Below are 20,896 nucleotides of genomic sequence, written 5' to 3' on the forward strand. Positions count from 1 at the left end.
TCGACAAGTAAGGCCCGCAACACCGATGGTGTTGCGGGCCTTACTGTTTCTCGACGGCACCGGCTCGAGGTGGACGATCACATCGAGTCGGGGCCGTCGAAGTCTTCGGTATCGGCACCTGCGCAGTCGAGCTGCTCTTTGACCACTGCGAATGCCATCGACTGCGAGTAGCCGCGGCGGGCGAGCATGCCGACCAGCTTGCGCACAACCTTGTCTCGCTCGGTTCGAGCATCGGGTCCGCTGGGATCGGGCAACTGCAGCGTGCGGAATCGCTTGCGTATCAACTCGGCTGCGCGCTGACGCTCGTCGTCGGCATCTATCAGATCGAGTGCATCCACAGCGAGTTCGTTGCTGACTCCCTTGTTGCGGAGCTCCATGCTCAATGCACGTTTGCCCTTGCCGGAGTACTTGTGCCGGGATTGGACCCACTGCTGAGCGAAGGATTCGTCGTCGACCAGCTTGGCCTTCTCGAGCCGGTCGAGAACGGCGTTCGCGATCTCTGCGGTGAAACCCTTCTTGGCCAGGCTCGCTTCGAGTTCGTGCCTGCTTCGCGCTCGGTCGGTCAGCAACCGAAGGCAGACATCTTTCGCCTGCGCCTCGGTGCCGCCGCCTTCGTCTCGCTGCTGCACAGCGACAACAGGTTAGAAGTCGACCGGAGCAGCTGCGGGCTCCTCTGCGGTGACGTCCGCGCCGATCTGCAGCTTCTCCATGATCTTCTTCTCGATCTCGTCCCGTACGTCCGGGTTCTCGAGCATGAACTTGCGGGCGTTCTCCTTGCCCTGACCGAGCTGGTCACCTTCGTAGGTGAACCACGAACCCGACTTACGAATGAAGCCGTGCTCGACGCCCATGTCGATCAACGAGCCTTCGCGGCTGATGCCCTTGCCGTAGATGATGTCGAACTCGGCCTGCTTGAACGGCGGTGCAACCTTGTTCTTGACCACCTTGACCCGGGTTCGGTTACCGATGGCATCGGTTCCGTCCTTCAGGGTCTCGATGCGGCGGATGTCGAGGCGAACCGAGGCGTAGAACTTCAATGCCTTACCACCGGTGGTGGTTTCGGGAGAGCCGAACATGACGCCGATCTTCTCGCGCAGCTGGTTGATGAAGATGACGGTGGTGCCCGAGTTGCTCATGGCACCGGTGATCTTGCGCAGCGCCTGGCTCATCAGGCGGGCCTGCAGACCCACGTGGCTGTCGCCCATCTCACCCTCGATCTCGGCGCGCGGTACCAATGCCGCCACCGAGTCGATCACGAGGATGTCGAGAGCACCCGATCGGATCAGCATGTCGGCGATTTCGAGAGCCTGCTCACCGGTATCGGGCTGCGACACCAGCAAGGCATCGGTGTCGACGCCGAGCTTCTTCGCGTAGTCCGGATCCAGAGCGTGCTCGGCGTCGATGAAGGCAGCGATGCCGCCGGCTCGCTGAGCACTGGCCACTGCATGGAGGGCGACGGTGGTCTTACCCGAGGATTCCGGACCGTAGACCTCGATGACACGTCCACGCGGCAACCCTCCGATGCCGAGTGCCACGTCGAGCGCGATCGATCCCGTGGGGATGACGGCGATGGGCTGTCGGACCTCGTCACCGAGGCGCATCACCGAGCCCTTGCCGAAGTTCTTGTCGATCTGCGCAAGTGCGAGATCGAGCGCTTTGTCGCGATCGTATGCAGCCATCGTGAGCTCCCTGTGTCGTGTCGTTCAGCTGTGTCGTATCGATCAGCTTTGTCGTCGGTAACGCTAGAACGGGGTACCGACAAGAAGTTTCTCGAGACCGCTCAGCAACCGTTGACATCAGCATAGGGGAACACGTGTTCGAGTCAACTACCTCGGCTTTCGACACGCCGGAAAAGATCGACCGGACCGGTGCGGTACTACCAGCGCTCTTTCGGAACGTCGAACTCGTAACAGATCGAGCGCCACACTTCTCGCGGGTCGACGCCGTCCTCGATGGCCTGCGCTCCGGTGCGACCGATGCCGGACAACACATGATCGGCCAGCAGGGAGTTTCCTCGAACGGAGCCGAACTCCTCGGTGAGGAGTTCACGAAATTCGGTCAGACGCACAACGACAACCCTAGCGCCCGCTCCGTGGACCGCTGCGGGCGAGCACGTGACGACACACCGACACCGGATCCTCGACGGACTGCGACCCGTCCGCCGCCGCCCCCGCTGCCCGAGCGAAACGCGGATCGGACAGCACCGTGGCCACCGCGTCGGCGATCGAGGTCGGCGTCGGGGGTCGTACGATGACCGCACTCCCCTGCCGGGCGGCCCGATTCGCCAGCTCCCACTGATCACCACCGCCGGGGACGGCCACCACCGGAACGCCGTGGACGAGAGACTTGGCCAGCATGCCGTGGCCACCGCCGCATACCACTACATCGGCACGGCGCAGCAGTTCGTCCTGGCGGCCGAGGCCTGCGTTCGCCCAGCTCGGGAGAGCGTTGGGACCTCCGTCGAGAACGGAGGCCACGACCCGCACCCCCTTGCCGTCCAACCCTTTCAGCGCCATCTCGAGCATTCCTTCCGCACCGGTGAAGGCGGTCGACGGCGCGACCATCACCAGCGGTGCCGAGCCGTCGGGAGCATCGAGCAGGTCGTCCGTCGGCTCCCACAGCAGCGGGCCGACCACGTGCGCCTCCGCCGGCCAGTCGGGACGGTGCACCTCGAGCGCGGGAATGGTGGCAACGAGCCGAGCAGCGGGGCCCGGGTCCTCGGCAGGCAACCCGATGCTCGTCCGTGCGTTGGAACGCTGTACGCGCCCCTGAGCGATCGAGCGTGCCGTCAACGCGCGCATCACCACATCGCGCAGCCTGCCCCGAATCCCGATACCCGGAGCCAAGCCACTTCCGATGGGAGGCAACCCTTTCGAGGGCGAATACAGAGGATGGGGCGAGAGTTCGACCCAGGGGATACCGAGACGCTCGGCGGCCATGCCACCCCCTGCGGTGAGGATGTCGGACACGACGAGATCGACGTTCTCCCGCTCGAGGTCGGGTAGCAACTCGGTCGAGACGAACGCCGCCCGAGAGTGGATCCGTTGTCCGGCATCGAGATCGTCGTCTTCCGGCCGCGGTGCGAGTCCACCCAGCGGAAGCGCTCGCAGGCCCGCGGCGTGCGCGGCGGGTACCCAGCGGCTACCGGTGAAGAGGATCGGTTCGTCGCCGGCCGCGCGGAAGAGCAGAGACAGGGCGATCGCCGGAAAGGCATGCCCCGGATCGGGCCCGGCCACCACTGCTACTCGCACCGACCCAGCGTGCCACACTCGAGCCGTACCGCTCGACGTGTGCCGAGATCAGGTCGCGAGAGGGGCGGTCAGGTCAAGACGCAGCCTCGTTCACGCACCCTCGGGTCGCAAGTAACGGTCGACGGCGAACGCCATCTGGCGTGTCACCTCGGCACCGGACACCCGCTCGGACACCATCTCCGCGGACTGGACCGCAGACTGCACCATCAGCAACACCAACGTGGCCAGAGTGGTGGGATCCCCCGCACGAATCGAGGAATCACGTTGTCCGGCAACGACCAGAGAAGCCAGTGCATCGATGATCAACGCCTGACTGGTTCCGAGCCGATGCAGAATGTACGTGGCGAGCACGTCGGAATCGGAACGCAGAATCTTCACGAAAAGCGGATGGAGTCGAATGCGGTCGGCAACGTCACCCACGGCAGTCACGAGCTGATCACGAGCCGGTGCCGAAGCGTCGAAGCTCGGAATCAGGGCACCGATCTCTCGCGTGAGCAGGCTCGACACCACAGCTCGTGTATCGGCCCATCTTCGGTACACGGTGGGCCTGCTGACCTTGGCGCGACGCGCAATCTCGGCCAAGGTCGTGCGCTTGACTCCGTGTTCGAGGATGCAGGACCGGGCCGCGTCGAGAACGGTGTTCTCGACCGACTTCTCGGGAGCAGCGGTCACGGACGACGACTGCGGTTGCTCCGACGAGACAGGACTCGACGCCGGCTGCTCGATCACGTGCCACCTTTCTCGATTCGGACAAAAAGACCGTATTACGCGTAGTAACAGTCTATTTCGTTACAGTACCTCACGGTTACACGCACATCGGGCCCGAAGATCGCCGGTAACACGCATGCGCAATCTGCGTCGGGGGCATTCGACCAGGAATCGCCTCGGTCACCACCACGGCAATCGTCGACCCTGGCAAGCTGATCGATGTGATCGAAAAATCGTTGCGAGCATGACCCGATCGGTGACGGTGTTGACCAATCCGATGGCCGGCGGTGGGCACGCGGGGCACGCCGGACGGTGCGCCGTGGCTCGACTGCGGGAGCGTGAACTTCACGTCACGGCCATCGAAGGCCGCACACCCGGGGATGCGTTGACTTTGCTCGAGAAGGCAGTCGGCAGCGGTACGGACGCGGTGGTCGCCGTCGGCGGCGACGGGCTAGTCAATCTCGTCGTCCAAGTACTGGCCGGCACCGACGTCCCGATGGGCCTGATCCCGGCCGGTACCGGCAACGATCTGGCACGGTCTCTGGGACTGCCTCGAAGCAATGCTGTTCACGCCGCCGACATCGTCGCCGACAACGTCACCCGCGCAATCGATCTCGGACGGATCGGCGAGCGCTGGTTCGCCACCGTCCTGTCCAGTGGTTTCGACTCGCTGGTCACCGAGAGGGCCAAGCGACTGCGCTGGCCACGCGGACCGCTGCGGTACAACGCAGCGATGATGCTTCAGCTGGCGTCCCTCCGAAAGCTGCCGTACGTCATCGAACTGGACGATGCCGAGCTTCGTCTCGACGCCACCTTGGTCGCTGTCGGAAACGGCAGAAGTTACGGTGGCGGGATGGTCGTGTGCCCCGCCGCGCTCGTGGACGACGGGCTTCTCGACGTCACCGTCATCCGAGGGGTGAGCCGGACTCGACTGCTCGGACTGTCCCCCACGCTCTACCGGGGAACACACATCGACCGGCCCGAGGTGGACACCTACACCTCGACGCAGGTCACGCTGCGATGCGACGGAATCGTCGCCTATGCGGACGGTGAGCGAGTCGCCGAACTACCTGTCACCGCGCGTTGCGTGCCGCGGGCACTTCGGGTGTTCGTGAATCAGGATCCCTTGGCTCGCGGGTGACCGAGCCGCCGCGTCAGAACTTCAGCGACGAGCGATCGTTGTCGGAGGAGATCGCCTTGTACAGCCATACCAGGCCCAACACGATCGCGCCGGCCACCACGAGCCAGAAGACACCCTTGATGATGGTGCCCAGAAGCGCGAGCGCAATCCAGATCAGAACGATGAATCCCAGTACTTTCCAGAACATGAGTGCTCCTACCGTGTCGCCGCGCACCGTGTCGTTTCGCGTACTTCGATACTGGCACTCGCGCGCGACGAACACATCGGGGTGAACCCTGAATTGTCTCAGCGGTGCCGCGACCGAATCTGGTCGAGTTCGGTGAGCGCCTCGGCCCACCCCTGCAGTCGATCCGTAGCCGACAGCAGCTCGCGTCGATGCGATTCCACGACCGTCGTCGACGCCGATCCTGCCGGTCCGGTCATCCGCGCGGCCGCGGCCACGAGCTGCTCGTACTGATCGACACCGGTGGCGAGTTCGGCTGCAGCCGAGGCTATTCCGCCGCGCAGGTGCTCGCGGGTCACAGCGCTTGCCGCCCCCGCACGTTCCAGAGCGGCGATGTCGACGGCGACTCCTTCGAGGCCGCGGGCTGCGTCGGAGGTCACCCCGATCATCTCCTCGACGTCCTCGGCACCGATCGTCTCGGACCTCGCCAGGATTCCCAGTAGCTCGAACAGACTCTGCTCGGCACCGGCCAGTCGGGTCATCGACTCGTACGCGGCAGATCCGCGCTGAGGCAACACGCGCTTGGTCGGTAGTCCCACCGGCACCGGCTGCGCTCGAAGACGCCGCAACCGCGTCACCGCGAATGCGGCCGGGACGGCCATCAGCGCAGCACTACCGCCGCCCACGAACAGAGTCCACTCCGGTGCCGACAGCACGGCCATCCCCGCAGTTCCCACGGCCGTCGTCGTGGACGCGGCACCGAACCTGATTCCGCGTCGTCTGGCGCGGCGAATTTTCTTCAGGTGCTTGACGCGGGGATCCCTTCGGCGCCCTGCGGCGTCGAGAATCGAGGTCCCGACACTCCGAGCGGACTCCGCCAGAGATTTGACCACGGCACCGGACTCGGTGACGGCTGCGGTCACGGCCTCGCGATCGAGCGAAACGGCCGGCCGCTTACGCGACCGGCCGGATTCGTGTTCTCTACTGTTCATGTCGACGTTGCTGTCGGACGTCCGAGCTGTTGGCCGGCTCGATCTATGCCTGAGCCGGCGGCTCGGGCGTCGCGTCCGGGGACTTCGAGATCGAGGGCTTCGCCGCGGCATTGCCCGACGGCAACGAGTCGCCTGCCATCGATGCACGAATCTGTTCGAGGCGGCTGTGACCCGCCATCTGCACCGACGCCTGCTGAACCTCCATCATGCGACCCGACACGGTGTTCTGGGCCAGCTCTGCCGATCCGAGGGCATCTGCGTAGCGACGTTCGATCTTGTCGCGCACCGCGTCGAGGCTCGGGGTGTTGCCGGGCGCGGACAGCGTGCTGTCCATCGACCGCAGGGATTCGCTGACCTTCTCCTGCATCTTCGCCTGCTCGAGCTGGCTCAGTAGCTTGGTGCGTTCTGCGACCTTCGACTGCAGAGCCATGGCGTTCTGCTCGACGGCCTTCTTCGCCTGGGTGGCTGCCTGCAAGGACTGGTCGTGCAGGACCTTGAGGTCCTCGACACTCTGCTCGGCGGTCACCAGCTGTGCTGCGAACGCCTCGGCTGCGTTCGTGTACTGCGTGGCCTTCTCGATGTCGCCTGCAGTGGCGGCCTGATCGGCCAGCGTCACCGCCTGCCGCGCGTTCGCGTTGAGCTTCTCGACCTCGTCCAGCTGACGGCTGAGCTTCATCTCGAGCTGGCGCTGATTACCGATGACCGACGCGGCCTGCTGGGACAGAGCCTGATGCTGTCGCTGTGCGTCTTCGATCGCCTGCTGAATCTGAACTTTGGGGTCGGCCTTCTCGTCGATCTTGGAATTGAAGAGCGCCATCATGTATTTCCAGGCCTTGACGAAAGGATTAGCCATGGGGTGGTCCTGCCTCCATCTGTTGCGCCGCGGTGGCCGCGTACGGGTCGGCTGCTCTCGCAGTGACCGAAATGAACCTGTCCGTGCTGTGAAAGTCGGGTGCGTGGTCTGGGTCAGGAGTGGAAACTGGGTACTTTTCCGATCTTAGGCGGCGGCGAGTGCTCTGGCAGCAGGTGCCGGAATCACGACGCGAGTATCGCCGTCGATGCGGGTGGCGACCGCCGCCTCGTCGAGCCGCGCGGCGGCGGTCGAGGCGTCGGACAGTGTCACACTGACATCGCTCATGACGTCCGAGAGCGGGACGGCGAGGGCGTCGCAGATCGCAGCGAGGAGCTCGCTCGACGCTTCCTTGCGACCGCGTTCGACCTCGGAAAGGTATCCGAGGCTGACGCGTGCGGTGTTCGAGACTTCACGCAGGGTTCGGCTCTGTGCGACGCGAGTACGCCGCAAACTGTCGCCGAGTGCTTCACGCAATAGCAGCGCCATCTCGCTCCTCCTCGTTGGTGTTCGTGCCGACGGCTGTGCCGTCGAGACGACAACGTTCACATCTCGTTCGTCCGGAGCCGTCACGATGTTCAACGTCCCAGTCGGTCCGATTGGTTCCCGACCCTATATGCCCGTTCACTGCGACACGCGCCGAAACAGCTGCGACACGGCCACCACGACTGTAGCCCGCCGACGAGTTCACGCGGAGGACACGCCTCGGCGCAGACGAACGGCCTGCACCACGTAGTCCATACCGGTGTAGACGGTGAGCAGTACCGCCAGCGCCATCAAGGCGACCGCGACCGGGTCGAACACGCTCGGCAGCGGGCACAGGTACACCCCGATCGCGAACGTCTGCACCAGAGTCTTCACCTTGCCGCCGCGCCCTGCGGGGATCACTCCGTGGCGGATGACGGCGAACCGCACCGCGGTGATGCCGATTTCCCGCACACCGATTATCACCGTCACCCACCACGACAGGTCGCCCAACATCGACAGTCCGACGAGCGCGGCACCGATCAGAGCCTTGTCCGCGATGGGGTCGGCCATCTTCCCGAAATCGGTGACGAGACCGTACTTGCGGGCCAACTGACCGTCGATCCGGTCGGTGATGGCAGCAGCAGCGAAGATCGCGGTTGCCGCCAGCCGCCAGGATGTGTCGTGGCCGTCACCGACGAACAGTGCCGCGAGAAAGACCGGCACCAGTGCGATTCGGAGCACCGTCAGGACGTTCGCGATATTGAGCAACGGCACTTCGTCCGGACCACCGGTGACAGCATTGCCGTGAGGCAGTCCCGAATCACGTGGGACCGAAGCACCGGAGGGACGGTTGCCCGGAATCTCGCCACTGGATGGAACGCCGTGATCGGGCGTCACCGGCCCGCTCATCGGCAGAACCGCGCGCCGTCGACGACGTACCGGTCGGTGTGTCGGCTTCGGCGCAGCACCGATCCGCCGAGACGGGGACACAGCTCACTGAACGACACACGAAAAGTTTATCGGTTGCGGTACTGACTACTGTTCACCCCATGACTTCTGGGCCGAATCGGGCGAGTCGCGACATCGCAGACCCCGAATCCGACGTGCAATCCGACATCGCGGACCTCGGCTCCGCGAACGACGGCACCCTCGTCGTGCGTCGAGCCAGAACCTCCGACATCCCCGAGATCAAGCGTTTGATCGACATCTACGCCGGACGCATTCTGCTCGAGAAGAACCTCGTCACCCTGTACGAGGCGGTGCAGGAGTTCTGGATCGCCGAGCGTGACGGCGAGATCATCGGCTGCGGTGCGTTGCATGTGCTGTGGGCCGATCTGGGCGAGGTTCGCACGGTCGCCGTCGATCCCGCCGCCAAGGGGCACGGCGCAGGCCACCTGATCGTCGCCAAACTGATCGAGGTCGCTCGTGATCTGGCGTTGCAGAAAGTGTTCGTGCTGACCTTCGAGGTGGACTTCTTCTCTCGACACGGGTTCGCCGAGATCGACGGAACCCCCGTGACGGCCGAGGTCTATGCGGAAATGTGCCGTTCGTACGACACCGGCGTGGCGGAGTTCCTGGACCTGAGTTACGTCAAACCGAACACTCTGGGCAACACGCGGATGCTGCTGTCGCTCTGACAGAATTCCGGGATCACCCCTCGAATCCGGAAGAGAGCTCCATGCCCCTGATCGCCGTCAGCTACACCTACTCACCCGCCACCACGGACGGACGCGACACCCACCGCGCAGCGCACCGCGCCTGGTTGGCCGACCTACTCGACCGGAAAACTCTGGTGTCGAGTGGACCGTACGCCGACGGCAGCGGTGCGCTCCTGCTGGTGGAGGGCGCGGATGCTGCCACCGTCGAGAAGCTGTTCGCGCAAGACCCGTTCGCGGTGGAGAACCTGATCGAGTCGGCGACCTTCCACGAATGGACGCCCGTCATGGGCACCTTCACGTCCTGATCTGCCCCACTCCCCCCGTTCGCGTGAATGGACCACTGCACCGCCGAGACGGCTGCAGTGGTCCATTCACCCAGGCCGGGAAGCGGTCAGAACTCCTCCGACGCGGGCTGCTCGTCCGGGTCTCCGCCCTTGATCGACCACAGCAGACCGTCGAGCTCGTCGGGCTTGACTAGTACCTCGCGGGCCTTCGAGCCTTCGCTCGGGCCGACCACTCCGCGGTTCTCCATCAGGTCCATCAATCGCCCGGCCTTGGCGAAGCCGACTCGAAGCTTGCGTTGCAGCATCGACGTCGAACCGAACTGACTCGTCACGACCAGTTCGACCGCCTGCAACAGCACGTCGAGGTCGTCGCCGATGTCCGGGTCGACGTCCTTCTTGTCCGAGACCTTCGCAGCGGTGACGGTCTCGTTGTACTCCGGCTCGGCCTGGTTCTTGGCGAAGTCGACGACGGCGGCGATTTCCTCGTCGGTGATGAACGCACCCTGCAGACGCGTCGGCTTGCCCGCACCCATCGGTAGGAAGAGCGCGTCTCCCATACCGATGAGCTTCTCCGCACCCGGCTGGTCCAGGATGACGCGGGAGTCGGTCAGGGACGACGTGGCGAAGGCCAGACGCGACGGCACGTTCGTCTTGATCAAGCCCGTCACGACGTCGACCGAAGGACGCTGGGTGGCGAGCACCAGGTGAATGCCGGCGGCGCGCGCCTTCTGGGTGATCCGCACGATCGCCTCTTCGACGTCACGCGGGGCAGTCATCATCAGGTCGGCCAGCTCGTCCACGATGGCCAGGATGTAGGGATACGGCCGGTAGACGCGTTCGCTGCCCAGTGGTGCGGTGATCTCGCCGGACCGCACCTTCTTGTTGAAGTCGTCGATGTGACGGACCTTGTTGATCTGCATGTCCTGGTAACGCTGCTCCATCTCCTCGACGAGCCAGGCCAGCGCCGCGGCAGCCTTCTTGGGCTGCGTGATGATCGGGGTGATGAGGTGCGGAATTCCCTCGTAGGGCGTCAGCTCCACCATCTTCGGGTCGATCAGGATCATCCGAACCTCGTCCGGGGTCGCCCTTGCGAGCAGCGAGACGAGCATCGAGTTCACGAAGCTCGACTTACCGGAACCGGTGGATCCGGCCACCAGCAAGTGCGGCATCTTCGCGAGGTTGGCGCTGACGAAGTCGCCCTCGATGTCCTTACCGAGTCCGATCACCAACGGATGGTGATCCTTGCGCGTCGACGGCGCGGTCAGTACGTCCGCCAGACGGACCATCTCACGGTCCGAGTTGGGCACCTCGATACCGACCGCGGACTTGCCCGGGATAGGCGCGAGCAGGCGAACGTTGTCGGTGGCGACGGCGTAGGCGATGTTGCGTGCGAGTGCCGTGATCTTCTCGACCTTGACGCCGGGGCCCAACTCCACCTCGTAGCGGGTGACCGTGGGGCCGCGGGTGAAACCGGTGACCGCGGCATCGATCTTGAACTGTTCGAGTACCTCGGAGATCGCCTCGATCATGGCGTCGTTGGCCTGGCTGCGGGTCTTGGGCGGATCTCCGTCGATCAGCAGCGACAGCGACGGCAGCGTGTAATCCCCGTCGACGACGCGATCGACGACGATCTTGTCGTCCTCGGCCGGCTGTTTCGGCTCGGCCGCCTTCACGATCGGCTTGGGCTTCGGCCGCGGTGGCGCGACCGGCTCGGGAGCAGGTGCGGGGACAGCGGCGGCGGGTGCGATGACCTCGGTGGCAGCCTCGGGCGGCGGGGTCTTGCGCGCGCGTGGCGGCTTGACGACCGGGATGTATTCCTCGGTCGGGTAGTTGTCGTAGGGGTCCGCGCCGCCGTGGACCGGGTAGCCGTCGGCGTCGAAGTTGCTGTCGTAGTCGCCGTAGCCCTCGTCACCGAATTCGGAGCCGAAGTCGGCCGGGTCGTACTCGTCGTATTCGTCGCCGCGGCTGTCGGTGCCGAACAGTGCACGCATCCGATCGGGTACGTCGCGCACGGTGGTGCCGGTGAGCAGGAGTACGCCGAACAGGCCGGCGAGCAGCAACAACGGCACGGCCAGCCACACGGTGAGGCCGTCGGCTATGGGTCCGCCTGCCACGTATCCGATGAAGCCTGCGCCCTCGGATCGGCCGGCGGCGTCGGTCGGTGAGCCTGCGGCCATGTGCCACAGGCCGAGGATCGGCAGGCCGAGCAGGATCGATCCCAGAACAAGTCGCGGCCGTACCTCGGGATGCGGTTCGGAGCGCATCAGAACGACGGCGATGGCGATACCGAGCACGGGCGCGACGTAGCCGGCTTCACCGATGACGGCGCGGATACCCACCTCGATCCATTCGCCGACCGGTCCCCCGGCGCTCAGCCACACACTCGCGGCGACGACGACACTGACGGCGATCAGTCCGAGGGCGATCCCGTCTCGCCGGTGGCCGTGCTCGATGTCGGCGGCTTTGCTCACCGTCCGCGTCGTGGCACCGACTCCGCGTGCTGCCATCGACCAGGTGGAGGCGATACCTCGCCCGATCGCGTCGAGGGCACCGCGTGACTTCTTCTTCGCCGCAGGCCGCCGAGCCGTCGACGCGCCCCTGGCTGGGGCCTTGCCACGGGAGGACGCGTTCGCACGCGACGTCGCGGGGTTGCGCGGCGCGGTGGGCTTCTTCGGCGTCGTCACGGTGCGCGCAGTACGCCCGCCACCGGATTTACGGGCGGTGCCGGACGCGCGCGAGGAGCCGGATCCGCTGGATCCGGCTCTGGCGGTGGAGGTGCTGGTCTTTCCTGCCATGCCCACAGGCTAGTCGCAACAGCCCCGTCGAAACCATCCGCAACACCAGTAACAGCGGGGGTGAATGTGTCAGAAGCTCAGATCGAGTGCCTTCACGGCAGCCACGTCGTCCGCCGAACCCTCGTACAGCACCTCGATCTGATCGCGCCCGAACGCGTAGAGCAGCAGTTCCGACGGCTCCCCCACCACGGTCACGCCCGGGCCCGATCCACCCTTGAACGTGGCCGTGCGACCGTCCGGGGTGCGGACGTGAACCGGAATCGGCGCAGAACGGTGTCCGGCCCGGCCTATCAACCGAACCTGCGGCCACAGGCGCGTTTCCACCGCGGCGGGCAACACTCGTCGAGTCCAGCTCTCGCCTGCCCTGCGGAGATCCTCGTGATGAACGAACATCTCACCGAGATTGATCAGGGGGTCCAGCAGTGCGAACGGCGACCACATGGGCGGCCCCGTCCGTATGTCCTCCACTACCGTCGTGAACGGTTTGTTCGCAACGGATCGCTGGACGCGCTCCGTGTATCCCGCGAGCGGAGAGAGAAATATGCCGGGCGAGGCGTCCAGGCGTCGTTCCCGGACGACGAGATGCGCCGCCAGATCGGCTGCGGTCCACTCTCCGCACAGCGTCGGCGCATCGGGACCCACGTCGAGAAGGGTCTGGACCAGTTGGGAACGTTCATCCTGGGCGAGGCTCACGCGGTCCACGGTACGTCCCGAGCGATCCGACGGCATCCCGCCGCCCCACACTCCCCGATGTTCGATGCACCTGCGGCGTCGGTAGCCTCCCAACAGTGCCGGTATCGGAAATTCTCGTCATCCTGCTCGCCGGACTCGGAGCCGGAGCCATCAACGCCGTCGTCGGTTCCGGGACGCTGATCACGTTTCCGACGTTGGTCGCATTCGGCTATCCCCCGGTGGTCGCCACCATGTCCAATGCGGTGGGCCTGGTGGCGGGAAGCGTCTCGGGTACGTGGGGTTATCGGCGCGAACTGCGCGGGCAGTGGCATCGACTGCGGTGGCAGTTGCCTGCCTCGTTCTTCGGCGCGCTCGGCGGTGCCTGGCTGCTGCTCCATCTACCCGAAACCGTGTTCGCCGCAGTGGTTCCGGTGTTGCTCATCGGCGCGCTGATTCTCGTTGTCGCACAACCGAGAATCCAGGCCTGGGCCAAACGGCGATCGGAAGCCGCAGGCAAGGCCGCGAACCACATCAGCCGTACCCGGATGGCCTTGGTCACCGGCGGCACTCTGCTGGTCGGCATCTACGGCGGCTATTTCACCGCCGCACAGGGCATTCTGCTCATCGGGGTGATGGGAGCGCTGCTCCCCGAGACCATGCAGCGGATGAACGCAGCCAAGAATCTTCTGTCATTGGTCGTCAATGTCGTTGCAGCGGTGACGTACACGATCTTTCGCTTCGACGACATCAGCTGGCAGGCAGCGGGACTGATCGCGGTCGGCTCACTGATCGGAGGAGCCGTCGGAGCGCGCTACGGCCGCCGGCTCTCGCCGGCGGCCCTGCGCGGTGCCATCGTCGTCCTGGGTCTGATCGGACTCTGGAGACTGCTCGTCTAGACGATCGCGTCCAGTTCGACTGTGGGAGCGCCTAGTTCGACTGCGGTTGCGGCTTGACCGCGATGATCGTCGGAACGATCATCGGCTTGCGGCGATACTTGTCCGCCACCCACCGACCGACGACACGACGCACTGCCTGCGCGATGCGGTGCGTATCGGACACGCCGTCGGACGCCAGACGCTGCAACTCCGACTCGACGAGTTGACCGGCTTCCTTGAGTGCAGCCGGATCGTCGGAGAATCCGCGACCGGACACCTCGGGTGCGGTCACTGCACGACCGGTGGCCGAATCGACGGCGACGCTGATCGCGATGAAACCGCCCTCGCCCAGCACCAGTCGGTCGGACAGCGTCGAATCGCCGACGTCACCGACCGAGAGGCCGTCGACGTAGACGTGCCCCACGGGCACCTGTCCGACGATCTCGGCGAGACCGTCGACCATGTCGACCACCACGCCGTCCTCGGCCAGCACCACTCGCTCCTCGGGTACGCCCGTCGCCTTGGCCAGCGCCGCGTTGGCGCGCAGGTGACGCCACTCGCCGTGTACCGGCATGGCATTGGTGGGCCGAACGGCGTTGTAGAGGTAGAGCAGCTCTCCCGCCGACGCATGGCCGGAGACGTGAACCTTCGCGTTCTGCTGCGTCACGACGGTCGCACCCCGCTTGGCGAGGCCGTTGACCACCGCGAACACCGAGTTCTCGTTGCCGGGAATGAGTGAGGACGCCAGCACCACGAGATCGTTCGCCTTGACGTTGATCTGGCGATGCTCGCCGCGAGCCATCCGGGACAGCGCCGACAACGGCTCGCCCTGCGAACCGGTGGAGATCAGCACCAACCGGTCGTCGGGAAGCGTTGCGGCAGTGTCGACATTGACCTCGAGGCCGTCGGGCACACGCAGGTAGCCGAGATCCTGAGCGATCTGCATGTTGCGGACCATCGACCGGCCGACGAATGCCACGCGGCGGTTGTACCGCTCGGCGACGTCGATGACCTGCTGAATGCGGTGCACGTGACTGGCGAACGACGCAACGATGACGCGCTGCTTCGCCTTGCCGATGACGGTGTCGAGTACTCCGCCGATCTCGCGTTCCGGCGTGACGAATCCGGGCACCTCGGCATTGGTGGAGTCGACCAGAAAGAGGTCGACACCCTCGTCGCCGAGCCGGGAGAAGCCGGCCAGGTCGGTCAGACGACCGTCGAGCGGCAGCTGATCGAGCTTGATGTCACCCGTGTGCAGCACCAGCCCGGCATCGGTCCTGATGGCGATTGCGAGCGCATCGGGAATGGAGTGGTTCACCGCGAAGTATTCGCAATCGAACGGGCCGTGCTGCGTGTGCTGGCCCTCGATGACCTCGACGAGGTTCGGCCGCAATCGGTGCTCACGACACTTGGCCGCGACGAGCGCGAGGGTGAACTTGGATCCGACGACGGGTAGGTCCGGACGCAGGCGCAGCAGGAACGGGACAGCACCGATGTGGTCCTCGTGACCGTGCGTCAGGACCACGGCCTCGACGTCGGCCATGCGATTCTCGATGTGCCGGAAGTCGGGCAGGATCAGGTCGACACCCGGCTGCTGATCCTCGGGAAAGAGCACGCCGCAGTCGATGATCAGCATTTTGCCCTGGTGCTCGAACACCGTCATGTTGCGACCGATTTCGCCGATGCCACCGAGTGCGACCACTCGCAGGCCCTTGAACGGGGCCTTCGGCGGTGTGCCGAGACGCTCGGTCGGATCGAATTCACGACGCTTGTCGGGACGCTGAGTGCGCGCCGAGTTCTGCACCATCGGCTTTCCCTGCCGAGCCCCTGCCGGTTGGCCCTGCTTCGGGGCCGGACGCTCGGAGGGGGGTCCGGCGTTTCGGGTTGCGCGTCCGCGCGATCTGTTCGGTCGTGTCATACAAGAACTCCTGCCGCCCGCAGCTCTGCTGCGAGCAATTCGATGTGGTCGATGCTCGGTGGCACCTGGGGAAGTCGTGGTTCGCCGACGTCGATTCCGATGAGGCGAAGGCCGGCCTTCGATGCGCTGACGCCGCCGAGGCGCGCGACCGAACGAATGACCGGGATGAGGCTGACGTTGATCGCCTGAGCACGCGCGATGTCGCCCATCATGAAGGCGGTGTGCAGCTCGCGGAGGCGAGCCGGAACGAGGTGGCCGATGACGCTGACGAAGCCGGTTGCTCCGACCGAGAGCCAGGGCAGGTTCAGTGGGTCGTCGCCGGAGTAGAACTGCAACCCGGTCGACGCGATCAGTTCGGCGCCGGCGTTCAGATCGCCCTTGGCGTCCTTGACCGCGAGGATCCGTGGATGCTCGGCGAGTCGACGCAACGTCTCGGTCTCGATGGGAACGACCGACCGCGGCGGAATGTCGTAGAGCATCACGGGCAGGTCGGTGGCGTTCGCGACCGCGGTGAAGTGCGCGTACAGACCGGCCTGCGGCGGGCGGGAGTAGTACGGGGTGACGACCAGAAGACCGTGTGCGCCTGCACGGGCGGCGTCACGGGCCAGCTCGACGCTGTGTGCGGTGTCGTTGCTGCCGGCTCCGGCGATGATGCGTGCCCGATGACCGACCGCGGCGATCACCGCGCGGAGCAGTTCGAGCTTCTCGTTCTCGGTGGTGGTCGGCGACTCGCCCGTTGTGCCGGCCAGAACCAGTCCGTCGTTGCCCTGCTCGACGAGATGATGTGCCAGCCGAACGCCCGCATCGATATCCAACTTGCCGTCCGCTGTGAACGGGGTCACCATCGCGGTGAGCACCGTACCGAACACAGGCGCAACGGAAGGAGCGGCGTCACCGTAGGTCATGGCAGCAGATTACCCGGTGCTTTGCCCACTCTCGCGCAGCGGGACTCCCCGCCGACAAGGTCCAGCCATACCCGGTCTACGCCGCAACCGAACCTCGTACTCAGACCTCGGTCACGAACGGGCTGCGGGCGACTTCCGTGCCGTCCGGCAGCGTCGAGATCTCGAAGTCGCCGAACACGTCGGGAGCCACTCCCACGAGCTTACGCAGACATTCGACGGCAACGCGTCGAATCTCCACGTCCGCATGCTCGGAGGCGCGCATCGACACGAAATGCCGCCATGCTCGGTAGTTTCCGCTCACCACCACGCGTGTCTCGGTCGCGTTCGGCAACACCGACCGAGCCGCCTGCCGCGCCTGTTTACCCCGCAGAGCGGCGTTGGTGACCGATTCCAGTTTCCCCTCCAGCGCACCGAGCAGTTCGGTGTAGGCCGCCCGACTCGCCTCGGTCGCAGACGCGAACAGCGCTTCCAGCTCGGGATCGCCTTCGACAGCCGGTGGAAGAACCACGTTGGCGTCGTGTTCGGGAACGAACCGCTGCGAGAGTTGCGAGTAGGAGAAGTGTCGGTGCCGAATGAGTTCGTGTGTGCACGATCGCGAGATTCCGGTGATGTAGAAGCTCACGCTCGCGTGCTCGAGAACCGACAGGTGTCCGACGTCGAGCAGATGACGCAGATACGACGCATTGGTCGCGGTCCGAGGATTGGGCTTGGACCAGCTCTGGTAGCAGGCACGACCGGCGAACTCGACCAATGCCTGCCCGCCGTCTGCGTCGGTTTCCCAGGGAATGTCGACGGGCGGAACGAACTCGGTTCGGGCGACCAGTTGCACTTTCAGCGCAACCGTCCGCGGCACAGCTCTACCTTCGTTTTCTGCTGACACCGCACAACCCTAAACGCGGCACCGATGCCCGGCGAACGATGGCGTCACCGTGCCGCCACATGACGTCACCAGGCGCGCTTGACCGACGTCAACTATGACGCCACACTGGCGTCATGGAACTGGACAAGTACACCGCGTCGCTACGCACGGATCTACTCGCGGCGGCCGCTCTGGGCGACGAGCACACTCGCCAGACGGCCGAAGCTCTCGGCAAGACGGCGGAGGCGTCGGCCAGATTGATGCTGCTCACGGCACTGTCGGACTTCGCGGCAGAGGTATCGAACGACCTGGATGGTCATACGGTCACCGTTCGCCTCGACGGTACGCAGGCGCACGCCGATGTTCGACGCGACGGCCCGCTGCCCGGTCTGCACGACGGCGATCCGGCAGAGCCCGTCACCGAGGACTACCCGACCATGGACGACGTGTCCGGTGAGGTCCGACGGGTGACGCTGCGATTGGTCGAGCAGATCAAGGAACGGGCCGAGGACGCCGCGAACAACAGCGGAGTGTCGCTCAATTCGTGGTTGTCGCAGGCAGTTCAGGGCGCACTGCGTGATCAGATGCGCAAGGACCGTGGCTGGAACAACTGATCGGCCTACTTCTTCTCGCGCCACTCCCGCTCGAAGGGCAACCGCCACGCGTGTGGGGCGATGAGCTGATGAATTGCGTTGGGCCCCCACGACCCCGGTGCGTACGACCGGACCGGGGGTGGATCGGCCAGCAGCGGTTCGGACACCTGCCACAGCCGCTCGATGCCCTCGGCCGTGGTGAACAGGGTGTGGTCGCCGTACATGGCGTCGAGGATCAGCCGTTCGTAGGCTTCGAGTACGTCTCCGACTCGTTCGGTTTCGTGAATCGCGAACTGCATGCTCAGTTTGTCGAGGTGCATACCGGGACCGGGCCGCTTGCCGTAGAACGACAGCGAGACCTTCGAGGCGTCCGCGAGGTCGAAGGTCAGGTGGTCGGGACCTTGCGCTCCCACACCCGAGCCGGCCGGGAACATGCTCTTCGGTGGTTCCCTGAAGGCGATCGAGATGATGCGCTGCCCTTCGGCGAGTCGCTTACCGCTGCGCAGATAGAAGGGCACACCGGCCCAGCGCCAATTGTCGATCTCACACTTGAGAGCCACGAAGGTGTCGGTATCGGAGTCGGGGGCTACACCCTCTTCTGATCGGTACCCCGAGTATTGTCCTCGCACAACGTTTTTCGGGTCCAGGGGCAGCATGGATCGGAAGACCTTGTTCTTCTCCTCGCTGATGGCGCGGGGTTCGAGCGCCGTCGGCGGTTCCATGGCCATGAATGCCAGCACCTGGAACAGGTGCGTGACCACCATGTCCTTGTACGCGCCGGTGGATTCGTAGAATCCGGCTCGGCCGTCCAGTGCGAGCTTCTCCGGAATGTCGATCTGGACGTGATCGATGAAGTTGCGGTTCCAGATCGGCTCGAACAACCCGTTGGCGAACCGGAAGGCCAGGATGTTCTGAGCGGGTTCCTTGCCGAGGAAGTGATCGATCCGGAAGACCTGATCCTCGTCGAACGTTTGGTGAACCCGAGCGTTCAGCGCGATCGCGCTCTCGAGGTCGGTGCCGAACGGCTTCTCCATGATGATTCGGGAGCGCTTCACCAGATCTGCCGATGCGAGCGTATCCACCACTGCCAGAGCAGCTCTCGGCGGAACAGACAGGTAGTGCAGCCGTTCGGCGCTTCCTCCGAGGTCGATCTCGGCCTCGGCCACGGCCTCCCCCAACGCCGCCGGTCCTGCCTGCTGCGACACGTAGGTCAGTCGCGAGGCGAAACGATTCCATTGCTCGTCGCCGACTTTGCGACTGGAGTGGGTGTTGATCGATTCGCGAGCGAGAGCGCGGAATTCGTCGGTCGACATCTCTTCGAGAGATGTGCCGACGACCCGGATGTTCGGCGCGAGATCGGACAGCGCCAGATGCATCATCCCGGACAGCAGTTTTCGCTTGGCCAGGTCTCCTGTCGCCCCGAACAGGACGACGACCTGGGGTGGGAGTTCGGGGGCGGTGTCTGTCCGGCGCGAAGTCACACTGGAAATAGTGACACCGATTCTGCCGACCTGCACTTCGGCAGAATCGACCCCCCGACCGACGTCATCGCAGTGCGGCGACGAGGTCTCCCCGGTCCCCCACCACCACGCGTTCGAGTTCGAGCCAATCCGCCATCTCCCGCAGCACGCCTCGTAGTCGAGGCGCAATGTCACCGGCGTTGCGGTCGCCTTCGACGTAGGCCGCGATCACGTGCAGTTCGGACTGCGCTCGCACTGCCTTGAGATCGACGCGAGCCACCAGATGCCCGTCGAGCAGAAAGGGAAACACGTAGTAGCCGTGGACTCGCTTGTGCTGTGGGGTGTATATCTCGATTCGGTAGTGGAAGTCGAACATTCGCTGTACCCGGGGCCGAAAGAAGATCATCGGATCGAACGGGCACAGCAGTGCGGCAGCGGTGGCCACTCGTGGTGTCCTGGCGTCGCGGTGCAGGTATGCCGGTGCGTTCCAGCCTCGGACGGTCACCTGTTCGAGTACGCCGTCCTCGACGAGATCGCCGATCGCCGCCTTGGCCTGCTTCTGCGAGAGCCGGTAGTAGTCCCTCAGATCCGGCTCGGTACCGATTCCCAATGCCCGAGAGGACTTTTCGATCAGTTGCCGCACCGCGTCCGGTTCGTCGACGCGCCTGTGCAGAACGTTCTCCGGGATCACCCGTTCGCTGAGCTCGTACCGGCGCACGAATCCCGTCCGTGTCGGCACGGTCACCACGCCGGCCGCGAACAGCTGTTCGCAGACGACCTTGACATCACTGCGATCCCACCAGGGACCTTTGCGACCGGGGGTGTCCAGTTCGAGGTGCTTCTCGATCTCACCCGCGCTGGCCGCACCGATGTCGCCGATCACCGCGAGGACGTCGTCGACGAGAGTCGGTTCGCGATCGAGGATGTGAGCAGCTCCGCCCCACCGCCCGTGTCGATACAGCTCCATTCGCCATCGCATCAGCGACCAGTCCTCCACGGGCAGCAATGCGGCCTCGTGGGCCCAGTACTCCACCATTCGACGAGGTCGACGCGCAGTGTCGGTCCATGCGGCGTCGTCGACGACAGTGCGATCGTAGGCACCGACGCGGCTGAACACCGGTGCGTAGTGCGCGCGCACCACCACCGACACGGAGTCGATCTGCAACAGTCCGGTGGTGTCGATGGCTGCGTGAACCGCGGCCTTGCTCGCCGGCCGAGTACGCGACCGCCTCGACGCCAGCCCTTGGGCGGCCAGGGCGGTACGACGCGCGGCGGCGGCACTCATCTCCTGCATCGGACCAGCC

Annotated in this window: 22 protein-coding genes; 5 read left to right on the forward strand and 17 right to left on the reverse strand. The window is 65.1% G+C overall.

The window, feature by feature from the left end; genetic code table 11:
* Nucleotides 1-77 precede the first annotated feature (77 nt).
* The 5 genes from QM615_RS02265 to QM615_RS02285 form a co-directional block, all read right to left on the reverse strand.
* On the reverse strand, nt 78-629 hold the full coding sequence (locus tag QM615_RS02265; RefSeq protein WP_149405921.1) for a regulatory protein RecX: 552 nt from the start codon (nt 627-629) through the stop codon (nt 78-80).
* A gap of 12 nt (nt 630-641) precedes the next feature.
* Nucleotides 642-1,679 carry a recombinase RecA gene (gene recA, locus QM615_RS02270; RefSeq protein ID WP_008716921.1) on the reverse strand — a complete coding sequence of 346 codons (1,038 nt, stop codon included), beginning with the start codon at nt 1,677-1,679 and terminating at the stop codon, nt 642-644.
* 197 nt (nt 1,680-1,876) lie between these two features.
* Entirely contained in the window at nt 1,877-2,068 is a 192-nt protein-coding gene (locus QM615_RS02275) for a DUF3046 domain-containing protein (protein WP_027496833.1), read from the reverse strand.
* 10 nt (nt 2,069-2,078) lie between these two features.
* Nucleotides 2,079-3,251, reverse strand: coding sequence for a glycosyltransferase (locus QM615_RS02280; protein WP_149405922.1), 1,173 nt, complete (start codon nt 3,249-3,251; stop codon nt 2,079-2,081).
* A 90-nt stretch (nt 3,252-3,341) separates the two neighbouring features.
* Nucleotides 3,342-3,923: a TetR/AcrR family transcriptional regulator gene (locus QM615_RS02285; RefSeq protein WP_149406050.1), complete on the reverse strand. Its 582-nt coding sequence runs from the start codon at nt 3,921-3,923 to the stop codon at nt 3,342-3,344.
* A gap of 280 nt (nt 3,924-4,203) precedes the next feature.
* Here QM615_RS02285 and QM615_RS02290 point away from each other — a divergent pair, with 280 nt between their 5' ends.
* Nucleotides 4,204-5,100 (forward strand): diacylglycerol kinase, encoded by an 897-nt coding sequence (locus QM615_RS02290; protein WP_149405923.1) that lies wholly within the window; start codon nt 4,204-4,206, stop codon nt 5,098-5,100.
* 13 nt (nt 5,101-5,113) lie between these two features.
* Here the strand turns inward: QM615_RS02290 and QM615_RS02295 are convergent, their stop codons facing one another.
* The 5 genes from QM615_RS02295 to pgsA form a co-directional block, all read right to left on the reverse strand.
* Nucleotides 5,114-5,287: a hypothetical protein gene (locus QM615_RS02295; protein WP_179276638.1), complete on the reverse strand. Its 174-nt coding sequence runs from the start codon at nt 5,285-5,287 to the stop codon at nt 5,114-5,116.
* 98 nt (nt 5,288-5,385) lie between these two features.
* A complete protein-coding gene (gene pspM, locus QM615_RS02300) occupies nt 5,386-6,255 on the reverse strand; it encodes a phage shock envelope stress response protein PspM (RefSeq protein WP_262498344.1) in 870 nt (289 codons plus the stop codon).
* Nucleotides 6,256-6,298: 43 nt separating this feature from the next.
* Nucleotides 6,299-7,108, reverse strand: coding sequence for a PspA/IM30 family protein (locus tag QM615_RS02305; protein ID WP_068050702.1), 810 nt, complete (start codon nt 7,106-7,108; stop codon nt 6,299-6,301).
* Nucleotides 7,109-7,252: 144 nt separating this feature from the next.
* The gene (locus QM615_RS02310; RefSeq protein ID WP_032397883.1) at nt 7,253-7,594 is read right to left on the reverse strand and encodes a helix-turn-helix domain-containing protein; all 342 of its coding nucleotides are present in this window, start codon (nt 7,592-7,594) and stop codon (nt 7,253-7,255) included.
* A gap of 198 nt (nt 7,595-7,792) precedes the next feature.
* Complete coding sequence (pgsA, locus tag QM615_RS02315) at nt 7,793-8,482, reverse strand: CDP-diacylglycerol--glycerol-3-phosphate 3-phosphatidyltransferase (protein WP_394855244.1); 690 nt, start codon at nt 8,480-8,482, stop codon at nt 7,793-7,795.
* A 140-nt stretch (nt 8,483-8,622) separates the two neighbouring features.
* On the opposite strand from pgsA, the gene QM615_RS02320 reads away from it, so the two are divergent.
* Both QM615_RS02320 and QM615_RS02325 read left to right on the forward strand, forming a co-directional pair.
* On the forward strand, nt 8,623-9,210 hold the full coding sequence (locus tag QM615_RS02320; RefSeq protein ID WP_262498345.1) for an amino-acid N-acetyltransferase: 588 nt from the start codon (nt 8,623-8,625) through the stop codon (nt 9,208-9,210).
* A gap of 41 nt (nt 9,211-9,251) precedes the next feature.
* Nucleotides 9,252-9,536: a YciI family protein gene (locus QM615_RS02325; RefSeq protein WP_149405924.1), complete on the forward strand. Its 285-nt coding sequence runs from the start codon at nt 9,252-9,254 to the stop codon at nt 9,534-9,536.
* An 86-nt stretch (nt 9,537-9,622) separates the two neighbouring features.
* On the opposite strand, the gene QM615_RS02330 is transcribed toward QM615_RS02325, so the two are convergent.
* Together QM615_RS02330 and QM615_RS02335 are read right to left on the reverse strand one after the other, a co-directional pair.
* Nucleotides 9,623-12,310, reverse strand: coding sequence for a DNA translocase FtsK (locus tag QM615_RS02330; protein WP_502941858.1), 2,688 nt, complete (start codon nt 12,308-12,310; stop codon nt 9,623-9,625).
* Between the two features lie 69 nt (nt 12,311-12,379).
* Nucleotides 12,380-13,003 carry a TIGR03085 family metal-binding protein gene (locus tag QM615_RS02335; protein WP_188078630.1) on the reverse strand — a complete coding sequence of 208 codons (624 nt, stop codon included), beginning with the start codon at nt 13,001-13,003 and terminating at the stop codon, nt 12,380-12,382.
* A 95-nt stretch (nt 13,004-13,098) separates the two neighbouring features.
* Between QM615_RS02335 and QM615_RS02340 the strand changes: the two genes are divergently transcribed.
* Nucleotides 13,099-13,878 carry a sulfite exporter TauE/SafE family protein gene (locus tag QM615_RS02340; protein ID WP_037189530.1) on the forward strand — a complete coding sequence of 260 codons (780 nt, stop codon included), beginning with the start codon at nt 13,099-13,101 and terminating at the stop codon, nt 13,876-13,878.
* A 31-nt stretch (nt 13,879-13,909) separates the two neighbouring features.
* Here the strand turns inward: QM615_RS02340 and QM615_RS02345 are convergent, their stop codons facing one another.
* The 3 genes from QM615_RS02345 to thyX all read right to left on the reverse strand — a co-directional run bounded on the left by QM615_RS02345 (nt 13,910) and on the right by thyX (nt 17,533).
* Nucleotides 13,910-15,664, reverse strand: coding sequence for a ribonuclease J (locus tag QM615_RS02345; protein WP_037189531.1), 1,755 nt, complete (start codon nt 15,662-15,664; stop codon nt 13,910-13,912).
* Nucleotides 15,665-15,771: 107 nt separating this feature from the next.
* On the reverse strand, nt 15,772-16,680 hold the full coding sequence (dapA, locus tag QM615_RS02350) for a 4-hydroxy-tetrahydrodipicolinate synthase (RefSeq protein WP_032377140.1): 909 nt from the start codon (nt 16,678-16,680) through the stop codon (nt 15,772-15,774).
* 100 nt (nt 16,681-16,780) lie between these two features.
* Nucleotides 16,781-17,533 carry an FAD-dependent thymidylate synthase gene (thyX, locus tag QM615_RS02355; protein ID WP_068050707.1) on the reverse strand — a complete coding sequence of 251 codons (753 nt, stop codon included), beginning with the start codon at nt 17,531-17,533 and terminating at the stop codon, nt 16,781-16,783.
* A gap of 140 nt (nt 17,534-17,673) precedes the next feature.
* Between thyX and QM615_RS02360 the strand changes: the two genes are divergently transcribed.
* The gene (locus QM615_RS02360; protein WP_149405926.1) at nt 17,674-18,153 is read left to right on the forward strand and encodes a hypothetical protein; all 480 of its coding nucleotides are present in this window, start codon (nt 17,674-17,676) and stop codon (nt 18,151-18,153) included.
* A gap of 5 nt (nt 18,154-18,158) precedes the next feature.
* Here QM615_RS02360 and zwf read toward each other — a convergent pair whose 3' ends face one another.
* Both zwf and QM615_RS02370 read right to left on the reverse strand, forming a co-directional pair.
* On the reverse strand, nt 18,159-19,613 hold the full coding sequence (gene zwf / locus QM615_RS02365; RefSeq protein WP_149405927.1) for a glucose-6-phosphate dehydrogenase: 1,455 nt from the start codon (nt 19,611-19,613) through the stop codon (nt 18,159-18,161).
* A gap of 64 nt (nt 19,614-19,677) precedes the next feature.
* Entirely contained in the window at nt 19,678-20,886 is a 1,209-nt protein-coding gene (locus QM615_RS02370; protein ID WP_283346950.1) for a winged helix-turn-helix domain-containing protein, read from the reverse strand.
* Between the last annotated feature and the right edge of the window lie 10 nt (nt 20,887-20,896).

This window comes from Rhodococcus sp. IEGM 1341, from assembly GCF_030056895.1.
In the GTDB taxonomy this organism is placed as follows: domain Bacteria; phylum Actinomycetota; class Actinomycetes; order Mycobacteriales; family Mycobacteriaceae; genus Rhodococcoides.